Origin of the sequence: Brevundimonas sp. DS20, from assembly GCF_001310255.1 — a bacterium.
GTDB classification, from domain to species: Bacteria; Pseudomonadota; Alphaproteobacteria; order Caulobacterales; family Caulobacteraceae; genus Brevundimonas; species Brevundimonas aurantiaca.
On record NZ_CP012897.1, the window covers coordinates 1,496,640 to 1,521,793 of the forward strand.

At 67.5% G+C, this 25,154-nt stretch carries 21 protein-coding genes and 1 tRNA gene; 14 read left to right on the forward strand and 8 right to left on the reverse strand.

Annotated features, from left to right (window positions below):
- Positions 1-6: 6 nt before the first annotated feature.
- Positions 7-1,122, forward strand: coding sequence for an osmoprotectant NAGGN system M42 family peptidase (locus tag JL11_RS07120; RefSeq protein WP_054765045.1), 1,116 nt, complete (start codon positions 7-9; stop codon positions 1,120-1,122).
- A 24-nt stretch (positions 1,123-1,146) separates the two neighbouring features.
- On the opposite strand, the gene JL11_RS07125 is transcribed toward JL11_RS07120, so the two are convergent.
- The 4 genes from JL11_RS07125 to JL11_RS07140 are packed head-to-tail and all read right to left on the reverse strand — an operon-like array spanning position 1,147 to position 6,062.
- Complete coding sequence (locus JL11_RS07125) at positions 1,147-1,551, reverse strand: DUF1622 domain-containing protein (RefSeq protein ID WP_054765046.1); 405 nt, start codon at positions 1,549-1,551, stop codon at positions 1,147-1,149.
- 47 nt (positions 1,552-1,598) lie between these two features.
- Positions 1,599-3,545 (reverse strand): BCCT family transporter, encoded by a 1,947-nt coding sequence (locus tag JL11_RS07130; RefSeq protein WP_231681426.1) that lies wholly within the window; start codon positions 3,543-3,545, stop codon positions 1,599-1,601.
- A gap of 35 nt (positions 3,546-3,580) precedes the next feature.
- Positions 3,581-4,618 (reverse strand): oxidoreductase, encoded by a 1,038-nt coding sequence (locus tag JL11_RS07135; protein WP_054766864.1) that lies wholly within the window; start codon positions 4,616-4,618, stop codon positions 3,581-3,583.
- Positions 4,619-4,625: 7 nt separating this feature from the next.
- Positions 4,626-6,062 carry a helix-turn-helix domain-containing protein gene (locus tag JL11_RS07140; protein ID WP_054765047.1) on the reverse strand — a complete coding sequence of 479 codons (1,437 nt, stop codon included), beginning with the start codon at positions 6,060-6,062 and terminating at the stop codon, positions 4,626-4,628.
- Positions 6,063-6,193: 131 nt separating this feature from the next.
- On the opposite strand from JL11_RS07140, the gene JL11_RS07145 reads away from it, so the two are divergent.
- The gene (locus tag JL11_RS07145; RefSeq protein ID WP_054765048.1) at positions 6,194-7,729 is read left to right on the forward strand and encodes an acyl-CoA carboxylase subunit beta; all 1,536 of its coding nucleotides are present in this window, start codon (positions 6,194-6,196) and stop codon (positions 7,727-7,729) included.
- Here JL11_RS07145 and JL11_RS17425 read toward each other — a convergent pair whose 3' ends face one another.
- Positions 7,730-8,677 carry a hypothetical protein gene (locus JL11_RS17425; RefSeq protein ID WP_156314164.1) on the reverse strand — a complete coding sequence of 316 codons (948 nt, stop codon included), beginning with the start codon at positions 8,675-8,677 and terminating at the stop codon, positions 7,730-7,732.
- Positions 8,678-8,757: 80 nt separating this feature from the next.
- On the opposite strand from JL11_RS17425, the gene JL11_RS07150 reads away from it, so the two are divergent.
- The 7 genes from JL11_RS07150 to tdh all read left to right on the forward strand — a co-directional run bounded on the left by JL11_RS07150 (position 8,758) and on the right by tdh (position 18,357).
- Positions 8,758-10,737, forward strand: coding sequence for an acetyl-CoA carboxylase biotin carboxylase subunit (locus JL11_RS07150; RefSeq protein WP_054765049.1), 1,980 nt, complete (start codon positions 8,758-8,760; stop codon positions 10,735-10,737).
- A 232-nt stretch (positions 10,738-10,969) separates the two neighbouring features.
- Positions 10,970-12,349 carry a methylmalonyl-CoA mutase family protein gene (locus JL11_RS07155; RefSeq protein WP_054765050.1) on the forward strand — a complete coding sequence of 460 codons (1,380 nt, stop codon included), beginning with the start codon at positions 10,970-10,972 and terminating at the stop codon, positions 12,347-12,349.
- Positions 12,346-14,502: a methylmalonyl-CoA mutase gene (gene scpA, locus JL11_RS07160; RefSeq protein ID WP_054765051.1), complete on the forward strand. Its 2,157-nt coding sequence runs from the start codon at positions 12,346-12,348 to the stop codon at positions 14,500-14,502. The genes JL11_RS07155 and scpA overlap by 4 nt, the downstream gene beginning before the upstream one ends.
- Positions 14,499-14,921: a methylmalonyl-CoA epimerase gene (gene mce, locus JL11_RS07165; RefSeq protein WP_054765052.1), complete on the forward strand. Its 423-nt coding sequence runs from the start codon at positions 14,499-14,501 to the stop codon at positions 14,919-14,921. The genes scpA and mce overlap by 4 nt, the downstream gene beginning before the upstream one ends.
- 69 nt (positions 14,922-14,990) lie before the next feature.
- Positions 14,991-15,896 carry a DUF4232 domain-containing protein gene (locus tag JL11_RS07170; RefSeq protein WP_054765053.1) on the forward strand — a complete coding sequence of 302 codons (906 nt, stop codon included), beginning with the start codon at positions 14,991-14,993 and terminating at the stop codon, positions 15,894-15,896.
- Between the two features lie 52 nt (positions 15,897-15,948).
- A complete protein-coding gene (locus tag JL11_RS07175) occupies positions 15,949-17,139 on the forward strand; it encodes a glycine C-acetyltransferase (RefSeq protein WP_054765054.1) in 1,191 nt (396 codons plus the stop codon).
- A 165-nt stretch (positions 17,140-17,304) separates the two neighbouring features.
- Complete coding sequence (tdh, locus tag JL11_RS07180) at positions 17,305-18,357, forward strand: L-threonine 3-dehydrogenase (protein ID WP_054765055.1); 1,053 nt, start codon at positions 17,305-17,307, stop codon at positions 18,355-18,357.
- A gap of 230 nt (positions 18,358-18,587) precedes the next feature.
- Here tdh and JL11_RS07185 read toward each other — a convergent pair whose 3' ends face one another.
- Entirely contained in the window at positions 18,588-19,865 is a 1,278-nt protein-coding gene (locus JL11_RS07185) for a lytic murein transglycosylase (protein WP_054765056.1), read from the reverse strand.
- Between the two features lie 182 nt (positions 19,866-20,047).
- Between JL11_RS07185 and JL11_RS17430 the strand changes: the two genes are divergently transcribed.
- From JL11_RS17430 to JL11_RS07205, 5 genes are all read left to right on the forward strand, one after another.
- A tRNA-OTHER gene (locus JL11_RS17430) sits at positions 20,048-20,124 on the forward strand.
- 203 nt (positions 20,125-20,327) lie between these two features.
- The gene (ykgO, locus tag JL11_RS07190; protein ID WP_031448545.1) at positions 20,328-20,453 is read left to right on the forward strand and encodes a type B 50S ribosomal protein L36; all 126 of its coding nucleotides are present in this window, start codon (positions 20,328-20,330) and stop codon (positions 20,451-20,453) included.
- 192 nt (positions 20,454-20,645) lie between these two features.
- Positions 20,646-20,921 (forward strand): DUF2312 domain-containing protein, encoded by a 276-nt coding sequence (locus tag JL11_RS07195; protein ID WP_054765057.1) that lies wholly within the window; start codon positions 20,646-20,648, stop codon positions 20,919-20,921.
- 96 nt (positions 20,922-21,017) lie between these two features.
- Entirely contained in the window at positions 21,018-21,320 is a 303-nt protein-coding gene (locus tag JL11_RS07200) for a hypothetical protein (protein WP_156314165.1), read from the forward strand.
- A gap of 53 nt (positions 21,321-21,373) precedes the next feature.
- Positions 21,374-21,760 (forward strand): GIY-YIG nuclease family protein, encoded by a 387-nt coding sequence (locus tag JL11_RS07205; RefSeq protein WP_054765059.1) that lies wholly within the window; start codon positions 21,374-21,376, stop codon positions 21,758-21,760.
- A gap of 3 nt (positions 21,761-21,763) precedes the next feature.
- On the opposite strand, the gene JL11_RS07210 is transcribed toward JL11_RS07205, so the two are convergent.
- Positions 21,764-23,212 (reverse strand): sigma-54-dependent transcriptional regulator, encoded by a 1,449-nt coding sequence (locus JL11_RS07210; RefSeq protein WP_054765060.1) that lies wholly within the window; start codon positions 23,210-23,212, stop codon positions 21,764-21,766.
- Between the two features lie 114 nt (positions 23,213-23,326).
- Positions 23,327-25,096, reverse strand: coding sequence for an FG-GAP repeat domain-containing protein (locus JL11_RS07215; protein WP_054765061.1), 1,770 nt, complete (start codon positions 25,094-25,096; stop codon positions 23,327-23,329).
- Positions 25,097-25,154: the final 58 nt, after the last annotated feature.

Here is a 25,154-nt window from a genome sequence, read left to right on the forward strand (position 1 = left end):
GGCCCCTTGGCCCGTCCTGCGATCGACCTTGACTATCTGAAGTCCCGCCTCGCCGACCTGCTGAACACGCCCAGCCCCACCGGCTATACCGACGAGGCCGTGTGGCAGGTGTGCCGGGAGCTGCAGCGGCTGGGGCTGGACTATGAACTGACCCGACGCGGCGCCATCCGGGCCCGCCTGCCGGGCCGGGCCTCCAAACCCGCCCGCGCGGTCGTGGCCCACGTCGACACCCTGGGCGCCCAGGTCAAACAGGTGAAGGACAACGGCCGGCTGGAGCTGGTGGCCATCGGCCACTGGTCGTCGCGCTTCGCGGAGGGCGCGCGGGCCACAGTCTTTTCGGAGGGCGGCGCCTGGCGCGGCACCATCCTGCCGCTGAAGGCCTCGGGCCACACCTTCAATGAGGAGGTGGACACCCAGCCGGTCAGCTGGCGTCAGGTCGAGCTGCGCATCGACGCCGTGACCCACGGGCGCGACGACACCCTGGCTCTCGGGATCGACGTCGGCGACATCGTCGCCATCGACCCCCAGCCCGAGTTCACCGACACCGGCTTTATCGTCTCGCGCCATCTGGACGACAAGGCGGGGGTCGCGGTCCTTTTGGCCGCTCTGGAGTGCATGATCCGTGAAGAGCGCACCCCCACGGTCGACACCTGGTGGCTGTTCACCATCGCCGAGGAGGTGGGGCTGGGCGCCTCGTCCGTGCTGATCCCGGACGTGGCGGCCATGGTCACGGTCGACAACGGCACGACCGCGCCGGGCCAGAACTCGTCGGAGTTCGGCGTCACCATCGCCATGGCCGACCAGACGGGGCCGTTCGACTGGCACCTGTCGCGCAAACTGGTCCAACTGGCGCGCGACCACGACATCGCGCATCAGAAAGACGTCTTCCGCTACTACCGCTCGGACTCGGCCTCTGCGCTGGAATCCGGGGCGGACATCCGCACCGCCTTGATCACCTTCGGCGTGGACGCCAGCCACGGCTATGAGCGGATCCACGAAACCGCCCTGGCGGATCTGACGCGCCTGCTGATCGCCTATGCCGAGAGCGAGGTCGAAATCGGCCGTGACGCCAAACCCCTCAGCGGGGTCAAGGGCTTCACCCACCAGCCGGTCGACGAATAGGTCGACTGAGGGGGTTTGCCGGCGTCAGCGCCTGTCCATTCTCCCAGCCTCCGCCCTCGCGGCTCGCCCAGGCTCCGCCCTCGCGGCCCGGCGCCAGGGCCAGCAGCCCTCGATCTCCGTTTCCAGAGAAAAGCTGAGGAAGGTCCGTATCAGGACGACCAGACCCAGCAGGCCGACCGGCTGAAGCGTCAGGGGTGCGGTGATGGTGCTGATGATGTCCGCCCCGACCAGGAGTTCCAGGCCGAGGAGGATGCCGCGGCCCAGGTTCGCCCGATAGGTGGTATAGGCCTGGCGCCAGTTTCGATCCCGGACGCCGTGCAGGGCGAACAGCCCGGTCGCCAGCAGGACTCCGCCCACGATGATGCCGGCGCCGGCCAACTCCAGCAGCACCGCAAACGGTTGGATGAAGGCGTGAACCTGGCTCAGCATGGCCGTTCCGATCGCTTATCCGTATCGCCGACCTCGTCCGGGCGACGTCAACCCATGCGCCACAGACGCAGATGTTCAAGCACGTCCGCGACGATCTGTTCCCGCGTGAACCCCGTCAGATCGCGCGCCCGCCCTGCGGCGTCGGAATAGGCGGACAGCCGCCATTCCATCGCGCGGCGTTTCTCGGGCGCATCCAGCGCGGTCATGGCGGGTCGCGGACGTTCACGCGCCGCGAGGCGATAATGGAACGTCGGCCCGTTCTGACCGGTCGCGGTCAGGACCAGGCCGGCCGCCTCGCGCGCCACCTCGGCCTCCAGTCCTTCGGCGGACAGGGCCGCGCGAACCGTCTCCAGGGCCGGGGCTCCGGCCTGGTCCAGCTGGCGGTCAATGTCGCGCCGGTTCGCGGGCGACAGAATGCGTTTGAGCTGTTCGGACAGGGGCGGGCCTTCGGTCTCGACCGCGCGTCCGGCCAGGTCGGCGTTCATCTGCCGCACCAGTCCGGCGGCCAGCAGGATCATGATGACGGCGAAGGGCAGGGCGGCCACCAGGGTCGCCGCCTGAAGCGCGCCCAGGCCCCCGGCCAACAGCAGCAGGGCGGCGGCCAGCCCCTCCAGCGAACACCAATAGACCCTTTGCCAACGCGGCGTATCGTCGGCCCCGCCCGACGCGATGGTGTCGATCACCAATGAGCCGGAATCCGCCGAGGTGACGAAGAAGACCGCCACCAGCAGCACCGCCAGGGTCGAGGTGACGGCGGCGCCCGGCAGTTCCTCGAAGAAGCGGAATATGGCGGTGGACAGGTCCGCCGTCACCGCATCGGCGATGGCCCCCGCCGCGACCCCCATATCGAGATTGACCGCCGTATTGCCGAAGATCGTCATCCACAGAAAGGTGAAGCCGGTGGGAACCAGCAGCACGCCGATGACGAATTCTCGCACCGTGCGGCCGCGTGAGATGCGGGCGATGAACATGCCCACGAAGGGCGACCAGGCGATCCACCAGGCCCAGTAGAACAGGGTCCAGCTCGCCATCCAGCCGCGGGGCTCATAGGCGTAAAGGTTGAAGGTGCGGATGAAGAAATGGTCCAGATAGAGGCCGAAGTTCTGGACCAGGGCCTTCAAGAGGAAGCCGGTCGGCCCGACGACCAGGACGAACAGCATCAGCAGCACCGCCAGCACCAGGTTCAGCTCCGACAGCCGCCGGACCCCCTTGTCCAGTCCGGTCAGCACCGAGGCGGTGGCGCACGCCATGACCAAGGCGATCAGCCCCACCTGCACCCAGGGCGTATTGGGCAGGCCGGTCAAATCGTTAAGCCCGCTGTTGATCTGCGACACCCCCAGACCCAGGGAGGTGGCGATGCCGAACAGGGTGCCGCAGATGGCGAAGACGTCGACGGCGTCGCCGATCGGTCCGTTGATCCTCCGGCCCAACAGGGGCGACAGGCCCGAGCGAAGGGTCAGCGGCAGGCCCTTGCGATGGGCGAAATAGGCCAGGCTGAGCCCGACCAGCGCATAGACGGCCCAGGCGTGGACGCCCCAATGGGTGAAGGTGATCACCATCGCCTCTCGCGCCGCCTCGAAGGTGCGGGGCTGGGCCTCGGGCGGGCTGGCGTAATGCTGGATCGGCTCGGCGACGGCGAAATACATCAGGCCGATGCCCATGCCGGCGGCGAACAGCATGGCCAGCCAGGAGACATAGGGGAAGTCCGGCTCCGAATCGTCCGGCCCCAGCTTTAGGGCCCCGGTCGGCCCCAGGGCGAGGAACAGGATCAGCAGCAGAAATCCGGCGACGGCGGCGATGTAGAACCAGCCGAAGGTGTCGATCACCCAGCCTTGAGCGGCCTGGAACAGACGGTCGGACTCGCCGGGGGCGGCGACGGCCAGGGCCAGCAGCAGGCCGACGATCAGGCTTGCGCCCCAGAAGACGCGCGGATTCATCTTGGTCTTGAGCATGGACCTATAGCGTGACAGTTCCGCCATGGTTGCGGCGTCCATGCCGCGTTCGGTTCAAATCGGCTTTCAGACCGTCTTCACAGGGGGATTTCCCGCCGCTCTGCGGCGCTGCGCAGGCCGGCGTCCAGGACGCGCATGACGACCAGCGCCTGGTCGGCGGGAACGGGCGCGGGCGCCGCGCCGCGGATGGCGTCGCGGACCGCGGCGTAGAAGGCGAGGTAGTCGCCGCGTTCGGGCGCGGGCGTGGTGCGGACGATCTCACCGTCGATCTGCCTGGTCAGCACGCCGGGCGACGGGTCCAGGCCCCAGTCGGCGTCGCCGGGACGCAGGCCCGCCTTGGATTGGCCCTCCTGGGCGTCCAGCCCGTGTTTGATGAAGCTGCCGCCCGTGCCGTGGACGAGGTAGCGCAGGCCGGACTCGGCGACGAGGTGGCCCATGTTCAGAATGACCCGCAGCCGGTCGTAGCGCAGCAGGACGTGGGCGTAGTCAATGGCCGCAGCGCCGACGCGCTGGGGCTGGAGATCGGCGTAGACCGCCAGGGGCAGGCCGAACAGCTGCACCGCCTGGTCGATCAGGTGCGGGCCCAGATCGGCCCAGACGCCGCCGTCGCGCCTGTCCTTCCAGCGGTCGGCGACGGCGGGGCGGAAGCGGTCGAAATGGCTTTCGAACACGGCGATCTCGCCCAGTTCGCCCTGGTCGATCAGCCGGCGCAGGGTCAGGAAGTCCGCGTCCCAACGGCGGTTCTGGAAGACGCTGAAGACGCCGGGCGACGAAGCCGCGACGGCGGCGACGGCCTCGGCCTGCTCAAGCGTGGCGGCGAAGGGCTTGTCCACCACCACGGACTTTCCGGCCTTCAGCGCCGCGATCGACTGTTCGGCGTGAAGGGCGTCGGGGGTGGCGACGACGATCAGGCCGATGTCGTCGCGGGCCAGGGCGGCGTCCAGGTCTGGCAGGACCGCGACGTCCGGCAGGTCGGCGTGGACCGCATCGGGCCGGGACGAGACGACGGCGGTCAGGTGCAGGCCTGGGGTCGCTTCGATCAGGGGGGCGTGGAAGGTCTGGCCCGCCAGGCCGTAGCCGACGACGGCGACGCCGATGGGTGCGTGTGAGGTCATGCCCCGATCAATAGCGGTCCGGGCGGGGGCCATCCAGCACATAGGGCACCACGCCGCGCTCATTCTCGGGGACGTGAAGGGCGCGGTCCAGGGGCGGGAAGGCGCGCTGGGTGCAGTCGGTGCGCTCGCAGATGCGGCAGCTGACGCCGATCCGGGCGGCGGGGCCGTTCAGGTCCAGACCGGCGGCGTAGACCAGCGACCCGGCGTGCTCAATCTCGCAGCCCAGGGACAGGGCGTAGCGGCGGTCGTTGGCGAGGTATGAGCCGCTGGGCTTGGACACGGAGCGGGCGATGGAGATGTAGCGCGAGCCGTCGGGCATTTCGGCCAGCTGGACCCCGATCCGGTCGGGCGTGGCGAAGGCCTCGTGGACGTTCCACAGGGGGCAGGCGCCGCCGAAGCGGGCGAACTGGAAGCGGGTGGCGCTGTGCCGTTTGGTGATGTTGCCGGCCATGTCGACGCGGGCGAAATAGAAGGGCACGCCGCGCCAGCCGGGCCGTTGCAGGGTCGAGAGCCGGTGGCAGACCTGTTCGAAACTGACCTGGAACCGGGTGCGTAAGCGGTCGATGTCGTGCTTTTCCGCCCGCGCGGCCTCCAGGAAGGCGCGATAGGGCAGCAGCAGCGCCCCGGCCGCGTAGTTGGCCAGGCCGACGCGGGCCACGTCGCGCGCGGCCTGGGTGCGGAAGGCGGCGCGGTCCAGCTCGGTCTCGATCAGGTCGCGGAAGGACAGCAGGGCCAGCTGGTGGGCCAGCTGGAACGACCGGGTGGCGCCGGGCTGCCAGGCGTCCAGGGTGAGGATGCGACTGGCGGGATCATAGCGGCGCAGCGCCTCCTGACCCGCCACATAGACGGTGCGGACCCCGTGCCGGTCGGCCAGCAGGGTCTCCAGCGCCCGTTCGATCGGGCCGTCCTGCGGGATGTCCGCCGCCAGGGCCTCGGCCGCCGTGTCCAGGCTGTCGACGTAGTTGTCGCGGTAGTGGAAGAAGTCGCGGACCTCCTCATAGGGCAGGAGGGCGACGCGGGCGCCCAGTTCGTCGCGGCCCAGGGTGTCGTCCAGGGCCTTCACCCGCTCGTCCAGCTGGCGGAAGGCCTGGTGCAGGGCCAGGAACTGATGGGCCAGGCGCGGGGTGTTGGCGACGGCCTGTTTCAGCTCGGCCGCCGTCGGGGGCTCGGCCCCGCCGCTGACCGGGCCGGCGATGTCGGTGGTGGCCTCGCGCAGGTCGGCAATCAGTCGGGCGTCGCCCTCGAGATCGAACAGGCTGGCGTCGATGTGGAAGGCGCGGGTCAGGGCGATCAGGACGCGGGCGGTGGCCGGGCGCTGATTGGTCTCGATCTGCGACAGATACGACGGCGACAGGCCCAGCCGCTCGGCGCAGGCCTCCAACGTCCAGCCGCGCGCCTCGCGCAGCTTGCGCAATTTGGGACCGAGGAAGAGCTTCTCAGCCATTCGCAAATTTGCAGTTCATAGCCGTCACCTTTGCAAATCCGCACAGTTCCGCACCTTTTGCAAAGTTGCGTTTGCCATTTTGCGATGAAGGCGCCACGCCTTTCGCAGCGAACACGAGGCCTAAACCGATCATGACTCAAGCCATCCTTGAAGAACTGGAGCGTCGTCGCGCCGCCGCGAAACTGGGCGGCGGGGAAAAGCGTATCGCCGCCCAGCACGCCAAGGGCAAGCTGACGGCGCGCGAACGCATCGAGGTTCTGCTGGACGAGGGCTCCTTCGAGGAGACCGACATGTTCGTGGAGCACCGCAGCCACGACTTCGGCATGCAGGACCAGCGCATCCCCGGCGACGGGGTGGTGACGGGGCGCGGGACCATCGGCGGGCGGCTGGTCTATGTCTTCTCCAAGGATTTCACGGTGTTCGGCGGCAGCCTGTCGGGCGCCCATGCGGCCAAGATCGTCAAGCTGCAGAAGATGGCCCTGACCACGGGGGCGCCGATCATCGGCCTGTTCGACGCGGGCGGGGCGCGGATCCAGGAGGGGGTCGAGAGCCTGGCCGGTTACGCCGACATCTTCCTGCAGAACACTTTGGCCAGCGGCGTCATTCCCCAGATCAGCGTGATCATGGGACCGTGCGCGGGCGGCGACGTCTATTCCCCGGCCATCACCGACTTCATCTTCATGGTGAAGGACACCAGCTACATGTACGTGACCGGCCCCGATGTGGTGAAGACGGTCACCAACGAGGTGGTCAGCCACGAGGACCTGGGCGGGGCGCGGGTCCATGCCGGCAAGTCGGGCGTGGCGGACGGGGCGTTCGAGAACGACCTGGAGGCCCTGTCGGAGGTGCGTCGCCTGATCGGCTTTTTGCCCCTGTCGAACCGCGAAAAGCCGCCGGTGCGCGAGAGCTATGACGAGCCCGAGCGGGACGAGCCGAGCCTGGACACCCTGATCCCGGCCAATCCCAACCAGCCCTATGACATGAAGGAGCTGATCCTGAAGGTGGTCGACGAGGCCGACTTCTTCGAGATCGGGGCCGACTTCGCCAAGAACATCATCTGCGGCTTCGGCCGGCTGGACGGCCAGACGGTCGGGATCGTCGCCAACCAGCCCCAGGTGCTGGCGGGGGTGCTGGACATCGATTCAAGCCGCAAGGCCGCGCGGTTCGTGCGTTTCTGCGACGCCTTCGGCATTCCTCTGGTGACGCTGGTGGACGTGCCGGGCTTCATGCCGGGGACCAAGCAGGAGTACGGCGCCCTGATCAAACACGGGGCCAAGCTGCTGTTCGCCTATGCCGAGGCGACCGTGCCGAAACTGACCCTGATCACGCGCAAGGCCTATGGCGGCGCCTATGATGTGATGAGTTCGAAACACCTGCGCGGCGACGTCAACTACGCCTGGCCCACCGCCGAGATCGCGGTCATGGGCGCCAAGGGGGCGGTCGAGATCATCTTCCGCAAGGAGGCCGGCGATCCGGCGGCCCTTGCCGCGCGAGAGGCCGAGTACAAGGACCGGTTCGCCAATCCGTTCGTGGCGGCGGGGCTGGGCTACATCGACGACGTCATCATGCCGCACGGGACGCGGCGGCGGCTGGTGAAGGCGCTGCGGACGCTGAAGAACAAGGTCCAGGAGAACCCCTGGAAGAAGCACGACAATATTCCGCTGTGATCAAAACATGTCGTCTTGAGGCGGTGCCTGATATTCAACTCCATGAACTTTGGTCACCTCGACTTTCTCGCTAACAGGAGTGCCAGAGCGGTCAAAATACCTCGTCAATTCCCCATCGCAGATGAGAGCGTCGCCGGGCCGAAGTGTGATTTCGCGGGACTGAAATCTGCTTAGCCAGCCGCGATCTTCAATGGCTGAAGGGACGGTGCGTTCATGAAACTTAAGCTGCCATTGGCTGTGTCCCAGCATGTCAGGCTTCTTAACTTTCAACGATGCGCGGTGAAGTTTGTGTTTCTCGGTGGATTGAATTTCCACATCTGAGATTTGGCTGAGGTCAAGTCTTTTTGAAGGATTGAGTTCGAGCTTGTCAGGGCCTGCATCGAAAATGATTTTGTCAGCCTCCATGAGGCCGTCTTTGGCTAGCTGTGCTCGTCGAAGCCCTTCGAGCAATAGCGCTCTGCTTGGTTGGTGGTACGCAGGAATAAGAAGTGCATCTGTCTTTTTTGCTTCCTCGACAATAACAGCCTGGAGGTCGATGATGCGTTTGCTGGCGCTGTCATCTTCTAGCCACTCTAGAGTCCTGTATTTCGCTCTGACTAAATATGCACCTATTAGCTTTTTCCAATCGAGGTCCTTCAGTGCCTCATCATCGAAGCTTCTAATTAAAGACGCAAGCCAAGCTCTTATTGAGCCTTGCTCAATGCCTAGGAGAGCTATTGATGTTTCGATATTTGGATCGATAGCCGCTGCAAATGCAGCATCCAAATTCGCAAAAGCATCGATGAAATTAGCTGTCGATCTCAGGAGTCTTCCTGGCGACTCTCGCAAAGGGTCATATTCAATGACCAGCGAGAAAACGCCAGCTTCGGAGCGTTCGGGTGGAACCAGATACTCGATAGTTCTCAAGGCCAACGGCGAATCTCCAACGCCAAAGACGATCGTGAACAATCTTCGCAAATCGTCGATTGGTCAATATCAACTAGGGGTCGTTTCGGCACTACCCACGCCATTCGAGGCTAGGCTTTAAAATGTTCTCCAAAATCCTCATCGCCAACCGGGGCGAGATCGCGGTTCGGATCATCAAGACCTGCCGCCGCATGGGCATCAAAACCGTGCAGGTCTATTCGGAGGCCGACGCCGGGTCGTTGGCGGTCGAGATGGCCGACGAGGCGGTGCTGATCGGGCCGGCGCCGGCGGCGCAGTCCTATCTGCTGGCGGACAAGATCGTCGAGGCGGTGCGCCAGACGGGGGCGCAGGCCGTGCATCCGGGCTTTGGCTTCCTGTCTGAGAACGCCGGGTTCGCGCGGCGGCTGAGGGACGAGGGGATCGCCTTCATCGGCCCGAACCCCGAGGCCATCGAGGCCATGGGCGACAAGATCAGCTCCAAGAAGCTGGCGGCCGAGGCGGGGGTTTCGACCGTGCCGGGGCATATGGGGCTGATCGAGACGCCGGAGGAGGCGGTCAGGATCGCCAACCAGATCGGCTATCCGATCATGATCAAGGCGAGCGCCGGCGGCGGCGGCAAGGGCATCCGCGTGGCCCATTCGGACGCCGACATGGCCGAGGGCTTCGCGGCGGTGAAGGCCGAGGCGCTGAACGCCTTCGGCGACGACCGGGTCTTCCTTGAGAAGTTCATCGTCGATCCGCGCCACATCGAGATCCAGGTGCTGGGCGACAAGCACGGCCATGTGGTCCACCTGTTCGAGCGCGAATGCTCGATCCAGCGCCGCAACCAGAAGGTCATCGAGGAGGCGCCCAGCCCCTTGCTTGACGAGGCCACCCGCGCCGCCATGGGGGCCCAGGCCGTGGCTCTGGCGAAGGCCGTGAACTATGACTCGGCCGGCACGGTCGAGTTCGTCGCGGGGCAGGACAAGTCGTTTTATTTCCTGGAGATGAACACCCGTCTTCAGGTCGAACATCCGGTGACGGAGCTGATCACGGGGGTCGATCTGGTCGAACAGATGATCCGTTCGGCCTGGGGTGAAAAACTGGCCTTCGAACAGAAGGATCTGAAGATCGACGGCTGGGCCATCGAGAGCCGGATCTATGCCGAGGATCCCTATCGCGGCTTCCTGCCCTCCATCGGTCGGCTGGTCCGATACGAGCAGCCGGAGGAGGGCGAGCAGGACGGCTATGTGGTCCGCAACGATTCCGGCGTCCGCGAGGGCGACGAGATCAGCATGTTCTACGACCCGATGATCGCCAAACTGTGCGCCTGGGGCGAGACGCGCGAGGCCGCAGTCGCGGGCATGGCTCGGGCGCTGGAGGACACCCACCTGTCGGGCCTGGGGCATAATGTGCCCTTCCTGGCGGCGGTGATGGACCAGGAGCGGTTCAGGTCGGGCCGGCTGTCGACCAGCTATATCAAGGACGAATTCCCGGACGGCTTCCATGGTCTCAAGCCGACGCAGGACCAGGAACGCATCCTGATCGCCTCCGCCATGGCCATGCACGAAATCATCGCCGAACAGGACGGCGATCCGTCGGACCGCACCGACTGGATCGTGATGATCGACAAGACGCCGCACGGGGTGGCCCTGTCCTATGATGCGGACGAGGCGATGATCCTGACCCTGACGGGCGGGGGCGACATCCGCCTGTCGGAGATCGACTGGCGGCCCGGCCTGGCCCAGTTCAAGGCCGAACTGGACGGCGAGGCCTTCACCGCCGAGGTCAGACGCGCCGCCGACGGCTTCGACATCCGCCATCGCGCGGCCAAGGCGCGGGTGCGGGTGCTGCGGCCCCAGATCGCCGAACTGTATGCGCGCCTGCCGGAGAAGGCGGTCGCGGATACGTCCAAACTGGTGCTGTCGCCGATGCCGGGTCTGGTGGTGTCGATCCCGGTCGTGGTGGGCCAGGAGGTCAAGACCGGCGAGACGGTGGCGATCATCGAGGCGATGAAGATGCAGAACATCCTGAAGGCCGAGCGTGACGGGGTGGTGAAGGCGGTGGGGGCCAGGGACGGGGATCCGGTGGCGGCGGATGATGTGCTGGTGGAGTTCGGGTGATGGTTGCCCTTCTCCTCTTTCGTCATCCTCCGGCGCTCCGCAGGAGCGACCGGGGGACCCAGCGGCGCCGTAGCGAAGCGAAGGCGAAAGCCCGCAGGGCGGCGCGTCAGCGCCTCGACGGGCAGGCCGGCGTGTGCGGCAGGTTCGCGCTCTCGCGCGCCGCTGGCTCCCCCGGTCTGCGCCGCTTCGCGGCTTGCCGGAGGATGACGAAAGTAGAAGGGGGGGCGGGCGCATGAGCTTCCCCATCCCCACGCCCCTCGAATGGCGCGAGGCGGCCCAGAAGGCGTTGAAGGATCGACCGATCGAGTCGCTGATGCACCTCGATGCGGACCAGCTGGCGACGCGGCCCCTCTACGCCGGGGCGACCGGGGTCCAGCCGATCTTCGCCCCGCGTCCGTCCGATTCCGAAGGCCGGGCCTGGGATCTGCGGACCCTGGTCGAGGGGGATGATCCCGAGGCGGTTAATGAAGCGGTGCTGACCGATCTGGAGAACGGCGCGGCGTCGGTGGTGCTGAAGGGCCGCGTGCTGGCGGATTCCGCGCCGCTGGGCCGGGCGCTGGAAGGCGTGGCGCTGGAGCTGGCGCCGGTGGCGCTGGACGCCGGGATCGACGGGCCGGATGCGGCCAACGCCCTGGCGGTCGTCGCCAAGGGGTCGCCGCGCGCCAAGTTGAGGTTCCACATGGATCCGGTCTCGGCCTTCGCCGAGGCGGGCGGGGCGCCGCGTTCGGTCGAAGAGCATCTGAGCCTGGCGGCCAATACGGCGGCCCGGCATGCGGGGGCCTATCCCGAGGCGAGCTTCTTCATGGCCGGCGGGCGCGTGGCGCACGAGGCGGGCGGATCGGCGGCGCAGGAGCTGGCCTTTGCGGCCTCAAGCGTCGTGGCCCATGCGAAGGCGGCGGTGGATGCGGGGATGTCGGTCGAGGCGGCCTTGCGGGGAACGGTGGTCGGCCTGTCGGTCGATGCGGAATATTTCGACAGCCTGGCCAAGGTCCGGGCCATGCGGCTGATCTGGGCCGGCCTGACGCGAGCCTTCGGGGTTGAGGCGCCGGCGGTGATCGAGGCGCGGTCGTCGCGGCGGATGCTGTCGGCGCGCGATCCCTGGCCCAATCTGCTGCGGCTGACGGCGGCGGGGTTTGCGGGCGCCGTGGGGGGCGCGGACGTGGTGGTGCTGGACGGCTTCACCCGCGCGACCGGGCGGTCCGACGCCTTCGCCCGGCGGCAGGCGAGGAACACCCAGCTGGTGCTGATGGAGGAGGCGCATCTGGGCCGGGTCGATGATCCGGCGGCGGGGAGCTGGTATCTGGACGCCCGGACGCGGGATCTGGCCGAGGCCGGCTGGGCCGAGTTCCAGATGATCGAGGCCGAGGGCGGCCTGGTCGAGGCCCTGAAGGGCTCGGTGATCCAGCCGCGCATCGCCCGCGCCCGCGCCCAGCGTGAGGCGGCGCTGAAGAACGGCGCGGCCCAGATCATCGGCGTGACGAAATATGTGGACCCCGAGGTGCGGCCGGCGCCGGTCGAGGCGGTCGATGAGGCGGCGGTTGCGGGGGTGCGGGTGTGCGAACCCCTGAGCCCGATCCGCTTCGCGGCGGCCTTCGAGGAGGTCATCGGATGAGCTTCCCCGATTTCAGCAAGATCAGCCTGGACCTGGCGCCGACCGGGCAGGGGCCGGCGCGCGAGCCGTGGGCGACGCCCGAGGGGCTGACGGTCGAGACCGCCTACGGCCCTGAGGCCCTGGAGGGGCTGGATCACCAGGACGGTCTGCCGGGCTTCGCCCCCTTTGTGCGTGGGCCCTATCCGACCATGTATGCGGGCAATCCCTGGACCATCCGCCAGTACGCCGGCTTCTCGACCGCGGAGGAGTCCAACGCCTTCTATCGCCGCAATCTGGCGGCGGGGCAGAAGGGTCTGAGCATCGCCTTCGATCTGGCGACGCACCGGGGCTATGACAGCGACCATCCCAGGGTGAAGGGCGACGTCGGCATGGCCGGCGTGGCCATCGACAGCATCTATGACATGCGGACCCTGTTCGACGGGATCCCGCTGGACCAGATGTCGGTGTCGATGACGATGAACGGGGCGGTGCTGCCGATCCTGGCCCTCTATGTCGTCGCGGCGGAAGAACAGGGCGTGCCGCACGCGGCCCTGACCGGGACCATTCAGAACGATATTCTGAAGGAGTTCATGGTCAGGAACACCTACATCTATCCGCCCGAACCCTCGATGCGGATCATCGCCGACATCTTCGCCTGGACGGCGCAGGAGACGCCGAAGTTCAACAGCATCTCCATCTCCGGCTATCACATGCAGGAGGCGGGCGCCTCGGCCGACATCGAGCTGGCCTACACCCTGGCGGACGGGATCGAATATCTGCGGGCGGGCGTCGCGGCGGGCATGCCGATCGACCGCTTCGCGCCGCGGCTGAGCTTCTTCTGGGCCATCGGCATGAACTACTTCATGGAGGTGGCCAAGATGCGAGCGGGCCGCCTGCTGTGGGCCGAGGCGGTGCGGAAAGAGGGCGGGGTCGATCCGAAGTCCCTGTCCCTGCGCGCCCACTGCCAGACCTCGGGCTGGTCGCTGGCGGCCCAGGACGTCTTCAACAATGTGCCCCGCACCATGGTCGAGGCCATGGCGGCGGCGGGCGGTCAGACCCAGAGCCTGCACACCAACGCCCTGGACGAGGCCCTGGCGCTTCCGACCGACTTCTCGGCCCGGATCGCGCGCAATACCCAGATCCTGCTGCAGCAGGAGACCGGCCTGACCCGCGTCATCGACCCCTGGGGCGGCAGCTTCTATGTCGAGCGGCTGACCCACGAACTGGCGATGCGCGCCCGCGCCCACATGGCCGAGGTCGAGGCCCTGGGCGGCATGGCCAAGGCCATCGAGGCCGGCATCCCCAAGCTGAGGATCGAGGAATCCGCCGCCAAGACCCAGGCCCGGATCGACACCGGCCAGCAGACGGTGGTCGGGGTGAACAAATATCTGAACCCCGTCGTCGACGATATTCCGATGCTGAAGGTCGACAACGCGGCAGTGCTGGCCGCCCAGATCGACAAGCTGAAACGGCTGCGGGCCGAGCGGGACCAGGCGGCGACCGATGCGGCGCTGGAGGCTCTGACCAACGGCGCGCGGGGGACCGCCAATCTGCTGGAGCTGGCGGTCCAGGCCGCGCGGGCCAAGGCGACGGTGGGTGAAATTTCCGACGCGCTGGAGGCCGCCTTCGGCCGCCATGTGGCGACGGTGCAGACCGTGTCGGGCGTCTATGCCAAGGAGGCGGGGACGGACGCCCGCTTCGCCCGCGCCCGCGAGATGGTGGCGACCTTCGTCGAGAACGACGGCGGGCCGCCGCGCATCCTGATCGCCAAGCTTGGTCAGGACGGGCACGATCGGGGCCAGAAAGTGGTCGCCACCGGCTACGGCGACCTGGGCTTCGACGTCACCGCCGGCGCCCTGTTCCAGACCCCGGCCGAGGCGGCGAAGGACGCCGTGGAGAAGGGGGTCCATGCGGTCGGCGCGTCATCGCTGGCCGCGGGCCACCTGACCCTGGTTCCCGAACTGAAGGCCGAGCTGGAGAAGCTGGGGCGGCCCGACATCATGATCGTGGTCGGCGGCGTCATTCCGCCCTCGGACGTGCAGCCCCTGCTCGATATGGGGGCGGCCGCCGTTTATCCGCCCGGTTCGGCCATCGCCGATACGGCGGTTGACCTGATCGAAAAGCTGAACCAGCGCCTGGGTTACGCCCAGCCCGCGCCTAAGGAGACCGCATGATCGGCGCCCTGAACCATGTCGGGGTGGCGACCCCGTCCATCGCGGACTCGATCAAACTGTATCGCGACGTGCTGGGCGCGACGAAGATCGGGGAGCCCTTCGACCTGCCCGCGCAGGGGGTGAAGGTCTGTTTCATCGACACCCCGACGGCCCAGATCGAGCTGATCGAGCCCTATGACGAGACCAGCCCCATCGTCGGCTTCCTGGCCAAGAATCCCAAGGGCGGCCAGCATCACGTCTGTTTCGAGGTCGAGGACATCCACGACGCCGTCGCCGAGATGCGGGCCAAGGGGGTGACCCTCCTGGGCACGGGCGAGCCGCGCATCGGGGCGCACGGAACGCCGGTCGTCTTCCTGCATCCGAAAGAGATGGGCGGGGTGCTGATCGAGCTGATGGAGACGCCGAAAGGCGATCACTGAAGACCGATCACGGGTCGCTGGAGCTTTTCGCCAGCTTGACCGTTAAGGGCGTGAACAGGAGACCTGATCATGACGCGCCGCCTGACCGCCCTGCTCGCCATCGCCGCCCTGACGGGCGTGTCCGCCTGTCAGCAGGCCGAGCCGGAGCAGCCGGTCGCCCCGGTCGAGGCCCAGCCCGTGCCCGCCCCGCCGGTTCCGGGCGTCGGCTACGCCTGCGAAAGCGGCGCGACGGTCGAGGCCCGCTATGCCGACAGCGCCACCGCCCAGCTGGCCTATAAGGGCCGGACCTATGATCTGCGGTCCGCCCAGGCCGCCAGCGGGGCCCGCTATGTCGGCTCCGGCGTCGAATGGTGGACCGCCACCCGTGACGGCCAGGAGACGGCCACCCTCAGCCGGCTCAGCCCGAACGACCAGGTCGGCGTGGCCGTCCTGGAACGCTGCGCCCGACCGGCGGGGACGCCGTCTCCCTTGGCCGAGGCCCAGCCGGATCCGGCGGTCACGCCGGCGCCCGGCGGGGTGCTGCCGGCCTCCACCCCCTGTAAGGGGCCGCAGCTGAAGCTCGCGACCGAGGGCGGCGACGCCGGGGCGGGCAATCGGGTGCGCAACTTCAGCCTCCAGAACATCGGCCGCCAGGCGTGCAGCCTGACCGGCTATCCCGGCGTGACCCTGTTGGACGCGCAGGGGCGGACCCTGACCTCGATCCGCGCCGACCAGAGCCCCGGCAGCTATTTCCGCCAGGGCCAGGCTCCGACGCCGGTCGAACTGGCGCCCCAGGCCAAGGCCTATTTCGAAACCGCCTGGAACGTCATCCCCGACGAGACGATGCAGAAGACCTGTCCCAATGTGGCGAGCCTTCGGGTCACGGCGCCGGGCGACACGGCCGGCGTCAGCCTTCCCTTCGCCTTCCAGCCGTGCGGCGGCAAGATCCGCGTCAGTCCGATCAGGGCCGAGGAAAACCCCCAGGCCGCGACCTGACATCGCGTCGAGACGTCTGGAAACCCGGCCGAAATGGGCGTAGGTCGCGGCCATGACCCAGAGCTTCTACGACCGCATCGTCGGCGAACTGACCGAGATCGACGGCCAGGGCCTGACCAAGCCCGAACGTGTGATCGCCTCTCGCCAGGGGCCTGTGATTCAGGTCGGCGGGCGCGAGGTGCTGAACTTCTGCGCCAACAACTATCTGGGCCTGGCCGGCGACGAGCGTGTCGCCCAGGCCGGGATCGCGGCGCAACAGAAGTGGGGGGCGGGCACGGCCTCGGTCCGCTTCATCTGCGGCACCCTGGAGATCCATAAGGAGCTGGAGGCGGCCATCGCCGGCTATCTCGGCTTTGAGGACGCCATTCTGTTCGCAGCCGCCTTCGACGCCAACGGCGGGATATTCGAGCCCCTGTTCGGCGAAAACGACGCCATCGTCTCCGACAGCCTGAACCACGCCTCGATCATCGACGGGGTGCGGCTGTGCAAGGCCAAGCGCTATCGCTTCGCCAATTCGGACATGGACGAGCTGGAGACCCGGCTGAAGGAGGCGCGCGAGGCCGGCGCCCGCGATGTCATCATCGCCACCGACGGCGCCTTTTCGATGGACGGCTATATCGCCCGTCTGAAGGACATCCGCGCCTTAGCCGACAAATACGACGCCCTGATCATGGTCGACGACTGCCACGCGACGGGTTTCCTGGGGCCGCAGGGGCGGGGCTCCTTCGCCTATCACGGAGTCGAGGTGGACTTCGTCACCGGCACCTTCGGCAAGGCCCTGGGCGGCGCCATGGGCGGCTTCATCTGCGCCAAGAAGGCGGTGGTCGACCTGCTGAAACAGCGGGCGCGGCCCTATCTGTTCTCCAACGCCCTGTCGCCGGCGGTGTGCGGGTCTTCGCTGGAGGCGATCCGCATCGCCCAAGGGGCGGAGGGGGATGCGCTACGCACTCGCCTGTCGGCCAACGCCCATCGCTATCGCAACGCCATGGCCGATGCGGGCTTCACCCTGCTGGACGGCGAACATCCGATCATCCCGGTCATGCTGGGCGACGCCAAACTGGCCCAGGACTTCGCGGCGCGGGCGCTGGAGCTGGGCGTCTATGTGATTGGGTTTTCCTTCCCGGTCGTGCCGCGCGGCCAGGCCCGGATCCGCACCCAGATGTCGGCGGCCCATACGTTCGAACAGATCGACCGGACGGTCGAGGCGTTCACGCAGGCGGGGCGGGAGCTGGGGGTTATCTGACCCCTTTCTCCGTCACGCTCGGCCACATTATTCCCGTCATCCTCGGGCTTGTCCCGAGGATCCATAGACTCCGTTGAGGACGGTGCGCACCGGCTAAAACCGGGAGTATGGATCCTCGGGACAAGCCCGAGGATGACGATCTTAGAGTTTTTAGGAGACGCCGTAATGGCCGAAACGATGAAAGCCCTGGCCAAGACCGGACCGGTCGAGGGCCTGGAACTGATCGACGCCCCGATCCCCGAGGCGGGGCCGGAGGATGTGCTGATCCGGGTCCATCGCACCGCCGTCTGCGGCACCGACATCCATATCTGGAACTGGGACGAGTGGTCCCAGAAGAACGTCCCGACCCCGATGATCACCGGCCATGAGTTCGCCGGCGAAATCGTCGCCATCGGCAAGGAGGTGGATCGTCCGCTGAAGATCGGTCAGCGCGTCTCGGCCGAGGGGCATGTGATCGACCTGAACTCCGAAGCGGCCCGCGCCGGGCACTTCCACCTGGACCCGCATACGCGCGGCATCGGCGTGAACCGCCAGGGCGCCTTTGCCGAGTTCGTGGTGGCGCCGGCCTTCAACGTCATCGAACTGCCCGACGACGTGCCCTATGAGATCGGCTCGATCCTGGATCCGTTCGGCAATGCGGTGCACACGGCCCAGCAGTTCGACCTCCTGGGCGAGGACGTCCTGGTCACCGGCGCCGGCCCCATCGGCATGATGGCCGCCGCCGTGGCCCGCCACGCCGGGGCGCGCACCGTGGTCCTGACCGACATCAACGACTTCCGGCTGGAGCTGGCGCAGAAGGTGGCGCCGGGCGTGCGCACCGTGAACACGACCAAGGAAGACATCCATGACGTCATGAAGGAGCTGGGCCTGAAGGTCGGCTTCGACGTGGCCCTGGAGATGTCGGGCTCGCCCGTCGCCTTCAGACAGTGCGTCGACACCCTGATCATGGGCGGCGGCATGGCCATGCTGGGCATCCCCGGCAAACCCATGGAGACCGACTGGGGCGCGATCATCCTGAAGGCCCTGACGATCAAGGGCGTCTATGGCCGCGAAATGTTCACCACCTGGCGCAAGATGCTGGGCCTGCTGAAGGCCGGCCTGGACCTGAGCCCGTTGATCACCCACCGGCTGGACTACGCCGACTATCGCCAGGGCTTCGAGGCGATGAAGTCGGGCCAGTCGGGCAAGGTGGTGCTGAACTGGGACAAGGCGGCCTAAGGAGGCCGGCCCCCTCCGTCGGCTTCGCCGACACCTCCCCCAAGGGGGGAGGATTTTGGTCTCCGCCATTCGCATTCCTCCCCCTCTGGGGGAGGGGGACCGCGCACAGCGTGGTGGAGGGGGTCTGGACGCCCCATTGACGCCTGGGATGCGGTGAAGAGCCCCTCCGTCTCTCCGCTTCGCTCCGAGCCACCTCCCCGCCAAACGGGGAGGAGACAGGGCGTTACCGCTCAGTTCGCCTTGCGGATCAGCTCATCCGCCAGGGCGGCGGTCAGATAGCCGTCGGCGATGCGGCCGTTGGCCAGCTGCCAGCGGCGCAGGGCCGCGCGGGTGTTGGCGCCGATCACCCCGTCCACGCCGCGGGTGTCGTAGCCCAGCCGCGTCAGAGCCGCCTGGGCGCCGATCCGCTGGTCGCGCGACAGGGAGGCGTCGTTGGGCCAGGGCTTGGTCAGGCCCGGCTTGCCCATGATCCCGTCCGCCGTCAGGCCGATGGCCAGGGCGTAGGAGACCGAGTTGTTGTAGCTGCGGATCACATAGTGGTTCGGCAGGGCCAGGAAGGCCGGGCCGTTGGCCCCCTGGGGCAGGAGGATGGTCGCGTCCTCCACCGCCTCGGCGCCGTTCGGCGTGCCGCCCTGGGCCAGGCGCACGCCCTTGGCCGCCCAATAGGCCCAGTCGTGTTTGGGCCCTTCCGCCAGGGCGTAGTCGAAGCCGGCGGGCAGGACGACCTCATAGCCCCAGGTCTGGCCGCGCTTCCAGCCCGCCTGGGCCAGCAGATTGGCGGCCGAGGCCAGGGCGTCGGCGTCGTCGCCCCAGATGTCCACCTTGCCGTCGCCGTCCTGATCCACGCCCAGGCGCAGATAGTTGTCGGGCATGAATTGTGTTTGGCCCATGGCGCCGGCCCAGCTGCCCTTCAGGCCCGCGCGTTCGCGGCGGCCGTCGACGACGATGTCCAGGGCGTCCTTCAACTGGGATTCGGCCCAGTCGCGGCGGCGCCCGTCATAGGCCAGGGTCGCCAGGGAGCGGATGACGTCATAGTCGCCCTGGACCTGGCCGAAGGCGCTTTCCTGGGCCCAGACGCCGACCAGGATTTCAGAGGGCACGCCGAAACGCTGGACCACCGCCCAGGGCACCCGGTCGATCCGCTGCTTGGCCTGGGCGATCCGCACCGCAGTCACGGCGTTCTGGATATAGGCGCCGGCGGGCTTGGAGAATTCCGGCTGATTCCGGTCCAGCCGCACCACGCTGGAGTCCGGCGTCAGACCGGCCAGTTCCCGCTCATAGTCGGCGCGACGGGCGCCGCCCTTGCGCGCCAGAAAACCCTGTTTCCAGCCCTCGAATCCTTCCTGGTCATAGGCGGCGAGCGGCGGCGCCTGCGGCGTCGGCGGCGGAACCACGGCGGCGGGAACCGGATCGGGCTGCGGCGTCGGCAGGGACACCGGCGGCTCCGGCAACATGGGGGCGCAGGCCGCGACGGAGCCGATGAGGAGAAGACGATAGGAAAAGCGCATGAGATTCAGACTACAGTTCCCGAACGGATAGGGGAAATGACATACGCGCGAAGCGGTTTCTCGCGTTCTCATCCGCCTGTCAGGCGAAAAGTCCGCCTGCGGAATCCCTCATCAGCGTCGTTAACCCTCATTTTCATCGACGAAGACGTCCGCTGCGGCGTAAGGGCGCAGACTTCTCCAACGGCCTGATGGCGGAGTGGCGACGCAACGGGCGTGCAAACCCGAACACCCTCCGTTCGACTCGGAGGTCAGGCCTCCATCTTTCTTTTTTGTGTGCTACCGCCCTTCGGGGTGTTTGAGCACGGGTAGGAAAGTGACCGCCGGGCAGGCGGACATCGGCTTTTGTAGGGTTTTGGGCCGTAGCGGCTTGACCTTCTAAGGGCCGCTCTCTATACGACCGCCTCCGCCGCGATCCGCCCGGGTCAGCGGCTTTTCTATTGGTTTCTCTCAGGACGTCCGACCATGAAGGTCCGTAGCTCGCTCAAGTCCCTGAAGACCCGTCACCGCGACTGCAAGGTCGTGCGTCGCAAGGGCCGGGTCTATGTCATCAACAAGACCGACCCGCGCTTCAAGGCCAAGCAAGGCTAAGCTGCGTTCGAGGCGCACTGCTCGGCGGCGCGCGCACGCAGGTCTGCCCAAGCCGCCCAAGGGGCGGTAGGGCAGGAAAAGCCCTGACGATCCACAGGCTGCGGATTCTGTCCGCGGCCTTTTTCGTGTTCGCGGTTGAGTCGCGCCGGACGGCGTGGTTAGCGTCCGCGCCTGATTTCTGGAGTATTCCCCATGGCCGATGACGCCTCGTTCGACGGCAATCCCGACGTCCTGACCGCAACGGCCCAGGGCCGTCTGCGCACCATCATCGAGCGGCTGGAGCGCCTCGAAGAGGACAAACAGGCCGTCATGACCGACATGAAGGAGGTCTTCGCCGAGGCCAAGGGCGAGGGTTATGACGTCAAGGTCCTGCGCAAGGTCATCCGCATCAGGAAGCAGGACAAGGCCAAGCGCCAGGAGGAGGAGGCCATCCTGGACCTCTATCTGTCGGCCCTCGGCGAGGTCTGAGGAGATTAGGGGCTGAAGCGCACGCCCACCGATTCGTCGAAAGGCCGGCTGTCGCGCTCAAGCAGCCCGAAGGGCGGTAGCGCCTCAAAAAAGGAGCTGCTGAGCCCTTGGGATCAGCAGCGCAAGGCCGCCCAGCGGTCTGCGCTCAATGCTCTCAAACGCGCCCGCCGCTCGGCCGAGAAGGCGGGCGTTTCCTTGTCGGAATGGGAGGGGGAGTTCCTCGATTCGGTCAGCGAGCGGGTCAAAACCCACGGCCGCGCCTTCGCCGATCCCGAGAAGGGCGCGCCCGGTCAGGCCCTGTCGGCCATGCAGGGCCGCAAGCTGAAGGAGATCGCCGCCAAGGCGAAGGGCGAAGAGCCGAAGCGGCGGTGGGGGCGGAAGCCAAAAGATATCGAATAGATCGTCATCCTCGGGCTTGACCCGAGGATCGGGTTGTCCGCAACTCAGAGTTGATGAGTGAGCGTCGACCTTTCATCGCGACCTACATCGAGGCCAGCCGCCCACACGGCGTCCTCTACATCGGCATGACCTCGAACCTGTATGAGCGCGGCCATCAACACAGGAACAGAGCGTTCGAAGGTTTCGCACGTCGCTATGGTTGCGGTCTGCTGGTCTGGTACGAGCAGTTCGAGCTGGTCACCGCCGCCATCCGCAAAGAGAAGGCGCTGAAGCGTTGGAATCGCGTGTGGAAGCTCGAGTTGATCGAGCGGACGAACCCTGAGTGGGTGGACCTTTACCCCAGTCTGTGCGGCTGGGCGCCCGATCCTCGGGTCAAGCCCGAGGATGACGGTGAGGGGGGTGTGAAGGCGTTTCTGAAGCGGCTGGAAACAGGCGAGTGACGTTCACCCCGCCTCTTTCAGCTGCCCCTCCAGCCCCTGTTCGCGGACCTTGCGGTACAGGGTCGAGCGCCCGATGCCGAGGCGGCGGGCGATTTCGCTCATATGGCCGGCGTAGACCTCGATGGCGTGCTGGATCAGGTCGCGCTCAATGTCTTCCAGGGTCCGCAGATGGCCGCGGTCGTCCAGGATGCGGATCGGTTGTTCCGGCAGGGGCGGCAGGTCGGCGTAGGACGGCGCGGCGGCGGGCGGCGTGGGCGTCGCATCGGGCAGGGGCGCGGCCACGCCCGAGATGGACGGGAAGTCATAGGGCTGGAGGAAGGGCGAGTCGGCCAGGACGATGGCGCGGAACACCGCATTCTCCAGCTGGCGCACATTGCCGGGCCAGTCATAGGCCTGGAGCATGGCCAGGGTCTCGGGGGCGCAGCCGGCGATGCGGCGGCCCTCCTCGGCGTTGAAGCGGGCGATGAAATGATCGATCAGGGCGGGGATGTCCTCGCGCCGGTCGCGCAGGGAAGGCGCCTCGATCGGGAAGACGTTCAGCCGATAGAACAGATCCTCGCGGAAGGCGCCGTCCTTAACCTGCTGAGCGGGGTCGCGATTGGTGGCCGAGACGATGCGGACGTCGATCTTGACCGGGCGCTTGCCGCCGACGGGGTCGATCTCGCCTTCCTGCAGGGCGCGCAGCAGCTTGACCTGAAGATCCAGCGGCAGTTCGCCGATTTCGTCCAGAAACAGGGTGCCGCCGTCCGCCTCGCGGAACTTGCCCAGAGTCTTGTCGACGGCGCCGGTGAAGGCGCCCTTCTCGTGGCCGAACAGGATGGATTCCGCCAGATTGGCGGGCAGGGCGCCGCAGTTGACGGCGACGAAGGGCTTGCCGGCCCGGTCGCCAGCGCCGTGCAGGGCGCGGGCGATCACCTCCTTGCCGACGCCGCTCTCGCCGGTGATCAGGACGGGGATGGAGGACTTGGCCGCCCGGGCGCCGAGGGCCTTGACCATCCGCATGGGGGCGCTGTCGCCGATGATGTCGTCGAAGCTGGCGCGGCCCTGGACCCGCTTGGTCAGACGACCGACCTCGGTGGTCAGCTGCTCCAGCTTGAGGGCGTTGCGCACCCCGACCAGCAGGCGTTCGGGCCCGACCGGCTTGACGAAGAAGTCCTGGGCGCCGGCCTGCATGGCCTTGACCACGGTGTCGATGCCGCCGTTGGCCGTGAGCACGATGACCGGCGTGGTCAAGCCCCCGCTGCGCAGCTCGGCCAGACACTCCAGACCCGACATCTCGGGCATGATCATGTCCAGCAGGATGACGTCGGCGCCGCCGCCGCGCGTCATCCGGTCGATGGCCTCGCCGCCGCTTGCGGCATGGACCACGGCGTGACCGTCGCGTTCGAGCACAGCCTGCAACAGGCGGCGCTGGGTCGGATCGTCGTCGACCACCAGAACGGTCTTGGCCATGGGGCGTCCCTTGTCATCACCGAGGGGCCGCCCGTGGATCGGACTGGCCCGTTTCGGGACGATTTCTAGGGGGACGAGGTGAAAATCGGGTGAGGGGGCGTGGTGACCGGGGGGTTAACGGGTGTTTGGCTCTTCGCATCGGATCTGCGGCTGGGCTTTCAGCGTCCGACCGCCCACGACCAGGTTGGGCAGGCTGGCGGGGGCGACCGTCACAGCCTCGGCGAAGGCGTTCAGCAGATCCTTCGGCGCCGCCGTCCCGCATACGGCGCTGTAGGACCCGGTTTGCGACCATTGTCCCCCGGCGTCCTGGGCGAAGGCCATGATGCTCCCCGGCGCCGCCAGCAGAACCTCGACCCGGCCGTCGCCGTCCAGGTCCAGGGTGCGCAGACGGCAGGGAGCCTCATTGTTGCAGGCGTACATGAGACTGTCTTGCCGGCTCAGTTGTGCGGTGAAGCTGGACGGCGTCGTCTGGCCGGCGACAGGTTGGATGCGGACGGCCGCCGCCCGTTCATTCCGGTCCTGGATGGAATAGGCCTCGCGATTTACGCGCACCCTGGCCTCGCGTGCCAATTCGGCGGTCTTCGCATCCGACGACCGCATAAGCCGGTCCAGAGCCGCCAGACCGGCCTTGCCGCTGTCAAAGCGCAGGAAGTCGAAGTCGAAATCCTGAGGTTTCACCGCCCCGCGCTCCAGCCGCGCCACCTGGTCCGCGACCGACAGGCGCGCGGGGTCCAGCAGGGGGCTGAACAGGGCCAGGACGGCGGCGACGGCCAGAACGCCTGCGGCGACATTGGTCGTCTCCAGCGGGCGCATCCAGCCGCCGGGCCGCACGGCCGCGATCAGATAACCGACCGCATAGACGGCGCCGACGACCGCGCAGGCCAGGGCGATGATCCGATCCGGCGTCAGGCCGTGCTGGCCGATCCGCAGCGCCAGACCCCAGAAGGCCAAGCCAATCAGGGGCGCGACCAGAACCCCGGCGATCCGGGTGGCGATCCGCAGGGCCGCCGGCGGCAGATTGTCGGGCCGTCCGTCCTGATAGGCGGTGTTGATCAGGATGATGAGGGCGGCGGCCGCGGCCAGCACCAGGGCCGTGGCGCTGCCCGTGTCCCACAGGCGCTCCAGGCCGGTGAAGGGCAGGGCGGCCAGAAAGCCCGCCGTCAGCAGGGCGATGACGGGCAGCAGCCAGGACAGCAGCATCAGGGCCACGGTCCGCACGCCCCGGATCAGGCCGTCGCGCACATCGGTCAGCTGGACCGCCAGGGCGAAGGCCAGGCAGGTGACGGGTATGGCGAACCAGGCCTCGCCGATCAGGGAGCTGAGGGCCTTGACGCCGATGACGTGGAACAGGGCAGCGCCCAGTTGCAGCAGGAGCCAGAAGGCCAGGGTGAAGCCCAGGGACAGCGCCAGCTGCACGCCCGCTTTCCAGGCCACGTCGAAATAGGCGTGATAATCGGCCCGCCAGCGCCGTTCGCGGATCGCCGGCAGGATCAGGTGGTGGGCCACGAAGAGGGCGGCGGCGCTGAAGGCCAGGACGGGAACCTCAAGATAGGGGGCCTGGTCGTTTTCGGGGATCACCCGCCGCGCCACGTCGTGCCAGCCCATCAGGAACAGGGCCGTCGCCGCTGCGGCCGCCCACAGAGCCAGCGGCAGGGGCTTCAGCCGTCCAACCGCCGCCAGAAGCACGGCGGGCGCATAGCCGAAGGCCAGGGCCAGCCCGCCGAACACCTCGGGCCGGGTGTCGGGCCACATCCCGACCTCGGCCGCCCGGTACAGCAGATACAGGGCGCCGCCCTGGATCAGACCGGTCGCCAGGCGCGCGGCGAACAGCCGACCTTGCCCGTCCAGCCCCTTGCGCCCGCCGTCCTGCATCCACTCGTTCATGACGCTCGCCCCCGTGTTGCGGCCCAGTATGAGGCAGCTGGATACGGCAAGATAGCGG

Coding starts and splice junctions, on each gene's coding strand:
- JL11_RS07185 (WP_054765056.1), bottom strand. CDS start 19,865: ATGCGCTTTTCCTATCGTCTTCTCCTCATCGGCTCCGTCGCGGCCTGC.
- JL11_RS07125 (WP_054765046.1), bottom strand. CDS start 1,551: ATGCTGAGCCAGGTTCACGCCTTCATCCAACCGTTTGCGGTGCTGCTG.
- mce (WP_054765052.1), top strand. CDS start 14,499: ATGATCGGCGCCCTGAACCATGTCGGGGTGGCGACCCCGTCCATCGCG.
- JL11_RS07210 (WP_054765060.1), bottom strand. CDS start 23,212: ATGGCCAAGACCGTTCTGGTGGTCGACGACGATCCGACCCAGCGCCGC.
- JL11_RS07135 (WP_054766864.1), bottom strand. CDS start 4,618: ATGACCTCACACGCACCCATCGGCGTCGCCGTCGTCGGCTACGGCCTG.
- JL11_RS07130 (WP_231681426.1), bottom strand. CDS start 3,545: ATGGACGCCGCAACCATGGCGGAACTGTCACGCTATAGGTCCATGCTC.
- tdh (WP_054765055.1), top strand. CDS start 17,305: ATGGCCGAAACGATGAAAGCCCTGGCCAAGACCGGACCGGTCGAGGGC.
- JL11_RS07215 (WP_054765061.1), bottom strand. CDS start 25,096: ATGAACGAGTGGATGCAGGACGGCGGGCGCAAGGGGCTGGACGGGCAA.
- JL11_RS07155 (WP_054765050.1), top strand. CDS start 10,970: ATGAGCTTCCCCATCCCCACGCCCCTCGAATGGCGCGAGGCGGCCCAG.
- JL11_RS07140 (WP_054765047.1), bottom strand. CDS start 6,062: ATGGCTGAGAAGCTCTTCCTCGGTCCCAAATTGCGCAAGCTGCGCGAG.
- JL11_RS07205 (WP_054765059.1), top strand. CDS start 21,374: ATGAGTGAGCGTCGACCTTTCATCGCGACCTACATCGAGGCCAGCCGC.
- JL11_RS07170 (WP_054765053.1), top strand. CDS start 14,991: ATGACGCGCCGCCTGACCGCCCTGCTCGCCATCGCCGCCCTGACGGGC.
- JL11_RS07175 (WP_054765054.1), top strand. CDS start 15,949: ATGACCCAGAGCTTCTACGACCGCATCGTCGGCGAACTGACCGAGATC.
- ykgO (WP_031448545.1), top strand. CDS start 20,328: ATGAAGGTCCGTAGCTCGCTCAAGTCCCTGAAGACCCGTCACCGCGAC.
- JL11_RS07145 (WP_054765048.1), top strand. CDS start 6,194: ATGACTCAAGCCATCCTTGAAGAACTGGAGCGTCGTCGCGCCGCCGCG.
- scpA (WP_054765051.1), top strand. CDS start 12,346: ATGAGCTTCCCCGATTTCAGCAAGATCAGCCTGGACCTGGCGCCGACC.
- JL11_RS07150 (WP_054765049.1), top strand. CDS start 8,758: ATGTTCTCCAAAATCCTCATCGCCAACCGGGGCGAGATCGCGGTTCGG.
- JL11_RS07195 (WP_054765057.1), top strand. CDS start 20,646: ATGGCCGATGACGCCTCGTTCGACGGCAATCCCGACGTCCTGACCGCA.